This is a genomic window from uncultured Cetobacterium sp., assembly GCF_947038635.1.
In the GTDB taxonomy this organism is placed as follows: Bacteria; Fusobacteriota; Fusobacteriia; order Fusobacteriales; family Fusobacteriaceae; genus Cetobacterium_A.
The window spans coordinates 1-8,455 of record NZ_CAMQXC010000096.1 but is presented as its reverse complement, the minus strand read 5'-3'; the positions used below and the strand labels follow the sequence as shown (position 1 = coordinate 8,455).

The following is an 8,455-nucleotide window of genomic DNA, read 5'->3' as shown; positions in this document are numbered from 1 at the left end:
CATACTAGATTTCTGCCTGTCTCGTGGGCTCGGCGATGTGTATAAGAGAAAGTAGTATGGCCTTAATAAATAACTTCTTATTTTTTAGAGATTATTTTAAAAGTGATATTGAAATAAGTGAAGATTTAGAAAAATATATTTTGAATGAAGAGAAAGAGATAATTGTAAATAGTTCAATTGATCTTAACCTAATTGGAGCTTATGATATTTTAGCTGTTGGAACTCCATTAGAAAAGAAAAATTTTTTAATTGGATTTGAAACTCAAAATTTAAAATTTAAGGTTGATGTTTTAAAAAAAGCACTGTGGGATCAAGATATAGAGGTTATTCACTATGCAGCAACAGAGATAAATAAAATTGATGAAAACTTTCAAAAAATTATAAAAGAGAAAGAGCGGTTAAAAGATTTAGATGAACTTTCTAAAATATATTATGATTATTGTACTTCGGGACTTTTACTTGGGGAAGTTTTAGAATTTTATCAAAAGAAATATATATATACTGTAAAATCAAAAGAAAATTTAGAGATAATAGATAAATTTAATCTTTTAAATATCTATAAAGACATGAAGGACTACAAGGAGTGCAATAAACTAATTCAGGAGTTTATAGAAGAGAAAGATTTAGATGAAAAAATAACAAAGTTCATAGAAAAATATTACTATGATTTAAATGATTATGAAATGTTGAAAGAGGTTAAAAAATGGCAAAAATCTGTTTGATATGTGAAGGGTCTTATCCATATGTTGTAGGTGGAGTATCTTCATGGATTCAAGATTTAGTGAAATCTAATGAGGAACATATTTTCTCTATTGTATGTATAATACCAAATTTAGATTTTGCAAAGATAAAATATGAAATACCTAAAAATATTACAGAGATTAAGAATATAGTTTTAGATAAAAATTATGAGATTTCGCCTTTTAAAGTTTTAAAAAACAGATTTGAATTTAAGAAATTAGAGGAAGAAATTGAAAAAATTTTAAATTTTAATAACCTTAATTCTCCAGAGGTTATTAAAATAATAGAAAAAATATCAGATAAAAAATATGGTAATCCATTGGAGATAATAATAAATAAGAGTTTTTGGAATAGTTTATTAAAGTATTATAAGCAAAATTATAATGGAATTGGTTTTAATACTTTTTATTGGACATACAGAAATATATTCTTAAATTTAATATCTTTGTCTCAAGAAGATTTGCCTAAAGCTGATATATATCATCCAGTAGCAACAGGATACTCTGGATATATATCAGTAATGGCAAAAATTAAAAATGGAGGATCATTACTTTTAACGGAGCATGGAATTTACCCACGTGAAAGAGAAGAAGAAGTTATTGGCGCTAAATGGATAGAGAAAGATTTTAAAAAAATATGGATAGATTTTTTTTACTTTTTATCAAGAGTAACTTATGATGAATGTGATAAAATAATATCTTTATTTGATTATAATAAAGAGTTACAAATTGAAAATGGAGCAGATTCAAAAAAATGTGAAGTAGTTCCAAATGGTATTGATATTGAAGCTTATTCTAAAGTTATAAGAGAAAAAAGAGAAGGATTTAATATAGGTTCAGTTTTAAGAGTTGTTCCTATAAAAGATGTGAAAATGATGCTAAAAGGGTTTAAAATGGCATTACCGAAATTGAGAGATACAAAGCTTTTTTTAATAGGACCAACAGAGGAGAATGAAGAGTATTATAATGAGTGTTTAGAATTAGTTAATAATTTAGATTTGAAAGAGTATGTTATTTTTACAGGAAGAGCAGATGTAAAAGAATATTATAAATTTTTAGACTTTTTAATGTTAACATCAATTTCAGAAGGTCAACCACTTAGTATATTAGAAGGGTTAGCTTGTGGGATTCCTTTTATAGCTACAGATGTTGGAAATTGTAGAGAGATTTTAAAAGAGAAATCTGAAGGAGAAGCAGGAATAATTGTACCACCAACATCATATTCAGATTTGGGAGATGCCATAGTTTCACTTTTTCAAAATAGAGAAAAAATAAATGAGATGGGAAAAAATGGAAAAGAGATAGTCAAGAAATACTATTCAAAAAAGAAATTTATAGATTCATATAAAAGATTATATAAAGAGTTAGGAGAATAATATGGCAGGAATAGGATTTGAATTAAAAAATCTATTTTCAGATGATAATAACACATTTCAAGATATAAAGGCTATGGCCTATTCAGCCCTTATTGGAGTAGGGCCGTGGCTTATAACAGTTATAACTTTAAATATTCTTATGTTTATTGGAAAGCAATATATTCTCTCAAGAGGAGAGAGAAATCTATTTATGACAGGAATAGTTTATTCATTTATTTTTTCTCAACTTTTAACGGGAGCAGTTCAATATTTAATAACGAGATTTATATCTGATTGTATATACTCAGGAGAGCAAAAAAAGTTAAAATCGACATATATAGGAACAATAAAATTTATAACTATAATATCATTTTTTATAGGTGTTTTATATTTTAAAGGACAAGATTTATCTTGGTTTTACATATATACATTAACTGCATTATTTTGTTTTTTATCAGGAATTTGGGTTAGTATGAATTATATATCAGCTGTAAAAAACTATAGTTATTCAATATTGGCTTATGTTGTAGGTAATGTCGCAGCAATAGGTTTAGGAGGATATATTTTAAAATATTCAAGCAATGAATTTTTTAAAAATAATCTAGCTTATTCAATTATATTAGCCTATACAATTGGAATAGGAATAACATTCTTTATGCTTTTTTCATATTTAACGTATATATTTGAAGATTCAGATGAAAGTGAGTTTGAATTTTTAAGAGCTTTCAAGAGGTATACTTCTTTAAGTTTTATTGGAATATTTTTTAATTTTGGAATGTGGTCTCATATATTTGTAAATTGGATATATGGTGATTCATATAGAGTAGGAGGAATATTTTTAAGTTCTCCGTTATATGAGGTCGCAGTATTTTATGCTTTTTTTTTAACAATTCCGACTATGATTTATTTTCTGGTATTTATGGAGACTAAGTTTTTTCCAATTTATAAGAGATATTATGCTCTTTTAACTTTAAATGGAAATTTAGCAGATATAGATATTGAAAAGAAAAAAATGATTGATGTATTAAAAGAGGAGATTTATTATATAATGGAGCTTCAATTTTTTGTTTCATTTTCAGTAGCTCTTTTATCTAAAGTAATATTTTTGAAATATGGAATGGATTTATATTTATTAGATCTGTTTAGAGTTATGATTTTTGCAGCTTATTGTACAGTTTTTATATCTGTATATATAACTATATTTTTATATTTTGATTCTAGAAAAGAGGCTTTACTAGTATCAATTGTATTTTTTATTTTAAGCACTTTTTTTTCAGTAGTAACATCATTAATGGGAAATGAATATACAGGACTTGGATTTTTTGTAGCAGCTTTTTTATCTCTTATTTTATCAGAAATAATGTTAGATAGAATAGCAAATGAATTAAATTATATCACTTTTTACAAGCAAAATTTTTCTTTTAATATTAGAGCTCCTTTTCTTGAGAAATTAGAAAAAATATTAAATCGTAAATTGATTTTTCCAATAATAATAGTTATATTATTATTTTTAAGTGGTTGCACAAATAATCATACAAAAGATGGATTTAATACAAAAACTAAAAGAAATTGGAATACAATGAGTTACTACAATAAAGATGGATATAACTATGAAGGATATAATCAAGAAGGCGTTGACTTAAGAGGGTTCACAAAAGAGGGGTGGAATGTGTACACAGATTCGCCGTATGACTATTTTAATTTTGATTCTAGTGGAATAAATAGTGATACTGGAAAAAATATTGATGAAAGAGGATTTGATTATACTGGATATAATAGAATAACTAAATCAAAATATGATAAAAAAGGATTTGATTTTCAAGGATTAAATAAGGAAACAAAAACAGAGTTTGATAAAAATGGTTGGACATGGTTTGGTTTAAATAAAGAAACAAATAGCTATTACAATAAAAATGGGTATAACTACGAAGGTTATAATGAAGAAGGTTATGACAAAAATGGTTATGATAAAGATGGAAACAAAAAACCAATAGAAAATTTTGAAAATCAAAATGAAACTTTAGATGAAAATATTTATGATAAAGATGGGTACGACAAAAATGGCTATGATGAAAACGGAGTAGATAGAGAAGGATTTAATAGAAAAGGAGTGTATGTGGGAGATGAGTATTAAAAATATTATATGTGCATTTCTGTTACTTCATTTAAGTTCTTTTGGTGTTGGACGGGAGATATTAAATTTTTATTTAGAGGAACCGGAAAATAATCTATATCAGAGCTATGGAGAGCTAGAAAATAAAGATAGAAAAGAATTCTACAAATGGAAAATAGGAACTGGAACATCAAAATTAAATGAAAATTGGACTTTTGATTATGATATTGAAAAAAAGTATGATAAAAATTCCAATACAGATGGATGGGAAAATACATTTTCTTTATATAGAAAACTAGAAGAAAAAGAAGTTTTTGGTAAAAAATGGTTTAATGATATTGGTCCTTATATTAAATACAATGTAAGTGATATATCAAGTGACTTTGGAGAAAACTTTAAAGAAAATAAGTATTCATTGAGATATAGGGTTCGTACTAATTCAGACGTTGGATTGGGCGGTGCTTATTGGGGATTTGATTTTTTTCTTTCGTCTATTGATACGAATTCTAGAGATGGTTATTCTTTAGAAGGAAATTTAACAGGAAGTATAAATTTAGGTTATGGATTCCAGAATTTTTTCACAATATATAATGAGTATTTAGATTATGGAAATAACAGAGGTACTTATTTATTTAGAATAGAAAATAATTTTAGATGGACATATGATTTAAATGAAAATTTTGCTTTTTCATTAGACTCAGAAATTGATTCATATAACTATTATAGAAATACAGATCAAGATAAATCTTTTAAATTCAATGTAGGACCATATTTATTATATAGTCAAGATATAACAGACAAGTTGCGGATTTTTGCAAAGGTTGGAGTAACTGGATACAATTTTGAAGAAGTAAAAACAAAATTTTCAAGTGTTTCAGAATCTGGACTATATATGAAAATTAGATGTGGTTTTGAATATATTTTTTAAAAAAAATAGTTAAAAACATTGATAAAAAAGTCATTATGTGCTAAAATTTTCTTTGAATGTATATTCGAAGAAAATTTAAAGGGGTAATAATGAAAGTAAACAGGTGTAAATTAGCAATTTTTTTAGCAAGTTTAATGTTAATGGCTTGCGGTGAGAAAGAAAAATCTATTATAGGTAAAGGAAATGGGTTTTCTGGTGAAATTAAGGTAAATGTAATCACAAAAGGGGATAAGATTGAAAATCTTGAATTAGTTTCTGATAATGAAACATCACACATAATATCAAGATCATTTCCAATTTTAAAAGATAGAATTTTAAAAGCTCAATCTCCAATAGTTGACAGTGTATCAGGGGCAACTTACACATCTTTAGGAATTAAAAGGGCAGTAGCTGCAGCTTTAAAAGAGGGTGGAAAGGATTTTGGTAGAATAACTGTAAAAACAGCAGGACCAGAACAACCAGTAGCATACTTAGAACCAGTATCAACAGATTTAGTTATAGTTGGTGGAGGACCAGCAGGTCTTGCAGCAGCAATATCTGCAAAAGAAGCTGGATTAAATAATATAATATTAATTGAAAAATTAGATATATTAAGTGGAAATGGAAAGTATGATATGAATTTCTATGATTTAATTAATTCAGAAGCAGAGAAAAAAGCAGGTGTAGAGGATTCTGTTGAGAAATTAATTGCTGATAACACAAATTGGATGGATACTCCAGAAAGAACTAGAGCTCAAGCAGAAGGAGCTTCAAAATTAGATTCTTGGCTAAGAGAAATGGGAGTAAAATTAAATCATTATTATGGAAAAAGAGGGCATATGGCTGAAAAGGATGCTTATGCTGGAGAAGAAGTGCAAGATGGAATGGAAGCAAAAGCTAAAAGCTTAGGTATAGATATAAGAACAGGAACAAAAGGAACAGATTTAATAGTAGAGGATGGAATTGTTAAAGGAGTTAAAGTTCAAAGTGGAAATAACTTCTATGACATAAAAGCAAAGGCTATTATAATGGCAACAGGAGGATTTTCGGCAAATAAAGAGTTATTAGCTAAATACTCTCCTGGAACAGAAAAGCTTCAAACTTCAAATCAGCTTGGAGCAACAGGAGATTTTATTCCTGTATTTGAAGAGAATAATATACAGTTAGCCAATTTAGATGAATTAAATCTATTCCCATTTATAGTTAGAACTACTAGAGACTTAACTGGTGGTGGAGATGGATTTATGTTAGTAAATGCAAATGGAGAAAGATTCTTAAATGAAAATATCTCTAAAAATGATAGATTTAAAGCTGCTGAGACAATATTAGCACAACCAGATGGAAAAGCATTCTATATATATGATCAAGCTTTATATGAAGCAAGTTATCGTTTACAAAAACATACTGCAAAAGGATACCATGTAAAAGCTGATACTTTAGAAGAATTAGCACAAAAATTAGGTGTACCAGCAGATAAGCTAGTAGCTACAAGAGATCACTTTAATAAAGCAATACGTGGAGAGGAGCAAGATCCGTTTAGAGCAAAACCATTTAAAAGAGAGTTTAGAACAGAGGGACCATTCTATGGTGTTCAGGTTGAATCAGCTGTTCATATGACTAGAGGTGGAGTAGTAGCAAACGAAAAAACTGAAGTTTTAGATGTAGAAGGAAATGTAGTTCCAGGAGTATTTGCTGCAGGAGAGGTTACAAATAGTAGTGCTGCTTACAGTGCTGCAGTTATATTTGGACGTATTGCAGGAGAGAACGCAGTTAAATTTATAAACCAATAATAAAAAAAGGGTTATCTAGTATAACCCTTTTTTATATATTTATAACTTTTCCATTTTCAAAAGAAATAATACGATCACACATATATTTTACAACATTTAAATCGTGAGATATAAAAATATATGTTAAATTTAATTTTTGTTGTAATTCAACTAAAAGATTTAAAATTTGAGCTTGAACAGAGATATCTAAAGCTGAGACCGATTCATCTAAAATAATAACTTTAGGATTTATAAGTAAAGCTGCTAAAATTAAAACTCTTTGTTTTTGTCCTCCGCTTAGTTGATTTGGATATTTATTTAAATAATCTTTAGATAAACCAACTAATTCTAACATAGAAAGAATTTTTTCAAGTCGTTTATGCTTAGGAAAATTTAACACAGATAAAGGTTCTTCTAAATGCCACTGAATATTTTTTTTAGGATTTAGAGAAAGATAAGGATCTTGTAGAACCATTTGAATATCTTTACGAAACTCTAAAACTTCACTTTTATTATAATTAAATATATTTTTATTTTTATATATAATCTCTCCAGAATCAGGGGCTAAAAGTAGTAGTAATATCTTTCCAAAAGTACTTTTACCACAACCACTAGGTCCTACAACTCCAAGAGTTTCACCTTCAAAAATATTAAAAGTGATATCGTTTAAAACTAAGGAGTTTTTAAATTTTTTATTTAAATTTTTTATTTTAAAGATTATTTCCTTTTTCATAACTTTTTTTCCTTTAAAGGATTTATACATCTGATACCTTTATTATTTTTTTTATCAAAATTATAATTAACTCTGTTTTTTTTACAATTTTCTGTAACTGCAGGGCATCTAGGAGAAAAAAAACATCCATCAATATTGTCGTTTATATTTGGAATTCCTCCTTTCATCACTTTAATAGGTTCTCCTTTTTTAAAATTTTCTGGAAGAGAATCTAAAAGTCCTTTAGTATAGTGATGATTAGGATTCAGAAAGATATTATGAGTGCTACCACTTTCAACAATTTGTCCAAAATACATAATTAAAGCATTATCAGTAAAATTCTTAATAATCTCTAAATCATGAGAGATTAAAATTATAGAAGTTTGATATTTATTTTGAATCTCTTTTAATAGATTTAAAATTTGAATTTGAGTATCTTTATCTAGTGCTGTTGTTGGCTCATCTGCAATAATAATTTTAGGATTATTAGCAATAGCCATAGCAATTCCGATTCTTTGACCTTGTCCACCACTAAGTTCATGTGGATATTTATGATATATTTCCATAAAGTTGTTTTTAAAACCAACATCAGATAAAACTTCAAAAGTTCTATTTAGCATCGCATTTTTATCTAAGTTTTGGTGCTTTTCAATTACTTCTAAAATTTGTTTTCCAACTTTCATTAAAGGATTTAATGAACTAATTGGATTTTGAAATATGATAGAAAAACTATTTCCTCTAATTTGTTCAAGTTCTTTTTCAGAGGCTTTACAAATATCAGTGCCTAAAAAATTAATAATTCCTTTTGAAATTTTTAAATCATCTGATAATAAATTTAAAAGACTCATAGCAGTAACAG

General features: G+C 27.1%; 7 protein-coding genes. 5 read left to right on the top strand and 2 right to left on the bottom strand.

Annotation, left to right across the window (positions count from 1 at the left end; all coding sequences use genetic code 11):
* Nucleotides 1-56 precede the first annotated feature (56 nt).
* The 5 genes from Q0V08_RS08950 to Q0V08_RS08930 all read left to right on the top strand — a co-directional run bounded on the left by Q0V08_RS08950 (nucleotide 57) and on the right by Q0V08_RS08930 (nucleotide 6,905).
* Nucleotides 57-722, top strand: a complete 666-nt coding sequence (locus Q0V08_RS08950) for a hypothetical protein (protein WP_297434056.1) — start codon at nucleotides 57-59, stop codon at nucleotides 720-722.
* Complete coding sequence (pelF, locus tag Q0V08_RS08945) at nucleotides 704-2,116, top strand: GT4 family glycosyltransferase PelF (protein ID WP_297434054.1); 1,413 nt, start codon at nucleotides 704-706, stop codon at nucleotides 2,114-2,116. Before Q0V08_RS08950 ends, pelF begins: the two co-directional genes overlap by 19 nt.
* A gap of 1 nt (nucleotide 2,117) precedes the next feature.
* Complete coding sequence (gene pelG, locus Q0V08_RS08940) at nucleotides 2,118-4,229, top strand: exopolysaccharide Pel transporter PelG (protein ID WP_297434052.1); 2,112 nt, start codon at nucleotides 2,118-2,120, stop codon at nucleotides 4,227-4,229.
* Nucleotides 4,219-5,136, top strand: coding sequence for a hypothetical protein (locus Q0V08_RS08935; RefSeq protein WP_297434051.1), 918 nt, complete (start codon nucleotides 4,219-4,221; stop codon nucleotides 5,134-5,136). The genes pelG and Q0V08_RS08935 overlap by 11 nt, the downstream gene beginning before the upstream one ends.
* An 89-nt stretch (nucleotides 5,137-5,225) precedes the next feature.
* A complete protein-coding gene (locus Q0V08_RS08930; protein ID WP_297434049.1) occupies nucleotides 5,226-6,905 on the top strand; it encodes an FAD-binding protein in 1,680 nt (559 codons plus the stop codon).
* A gap of 31 nt (nucleotides 6,906-6,936) precedes the next feature.
* Here Q0V08_RS08930 and Q0V08_RS08925 read toward each other — a convergent pair whose 3' ends face one another.
* Complete coding sequence (locus tag Q0V08_RS08925; protein ID WP_297434047.1) at nucleotides 6,937-7,617, bottom strand: dipeptide/oligopeptide/nickel ABC transporter ATP-binding protein; 681 nt, start codon at nucleotides 7,615-7,617, stop codon at nucleotides 6,937-6,939.
* Nucleotides 7,614-8,455 (bottom strand): ABC transporter ATP-binding protein (locus tag Q0V08_RS08920; protein ID WP_297434045.1); only part of this gene is annotated, 842 nt, incomplete at its 5' end. The genes Q0V08_RS08925 and Q0V08_RS08920, both read right to left, overlap by 4 nt.